Annotated in this window: 1 protein-coding gene; it reads right to left on the reverse strand. The window is 55.1% G+C overall.

Annotation, left to right across the window (positions count from 1 at the left end; translation table 11 throughout):
• Window positions 1–425: hypothetical protein (locus tag B5F19_RS16925; protein WP_140394285.1), on the reverse strand; the 425-nt coding region annotated here is incomplete at its 3' end.
• Window positions 426–602: the final 177 nt, after the last annotated feature.

A 602-nucleotide genomic window follows, 5' to 3' on the forward strand; every position in this document is an offset into this window, starting at 1 on the left:
GTAAGCTGTGCGTTTGCACCCAGAGTTCCCTTGCTGGTCTCCCAGTAGACCAGTTCATAACCCTCGGGAGGGATCACGGCAGGAATACTCTGAGGCTGATCAGAATCCTTATAGAGCGGCACAAGCTTGCTGTTCATGGTGCTGCTGTCGCTCCACTTCGCTTCGGTGCCGGTCAGATCAAACTCTACATAGATCGTCCGATCCTCAGTATAAGAATACCCGGAGCTCTGAGTTCCCTCTGCAAGGTCAAAATCACCAGGGGAATGCTCAGGTTGCCACATTACACCGCTTAAATCGGCAGTATCCGTGACCGGAGCATTGCTGACCGTCAGCTTCGCCTCGTTTGGCGCGGCGAACGCCGAAACAGGCAGCAGTGTCAGCACCATGCACAGCACCATGAGCGCTGACAATACTCGCTTTTTCATTTTACCAATTTCCTCCTTACTGTTTGAAGTAGCTGCCCCCTAATCGCGGGGGCGGGGCAGAGTACATTACACGTCACTCACCCCCTTACCCACATCCCAGCCGACGGTAAGCTGTTCCGCTTCCATCAGCCGGTCGCAGGCCTGCTCCACCAGCAGGTCGATTTGGGTGCGAATGCC

Origin of the sequence: Pseudoflavonifractor sp. An184, assembly GCF_002160305.1 — a bacterium.
In the GTDB taxonomy this organism is placed as follows: domain Bacteria; phylum Bacillota; class Clostridia; order Oscillospirales; family Oscillospiraceae; genus Lawsonibacter; species Lawsonibacter pullicola.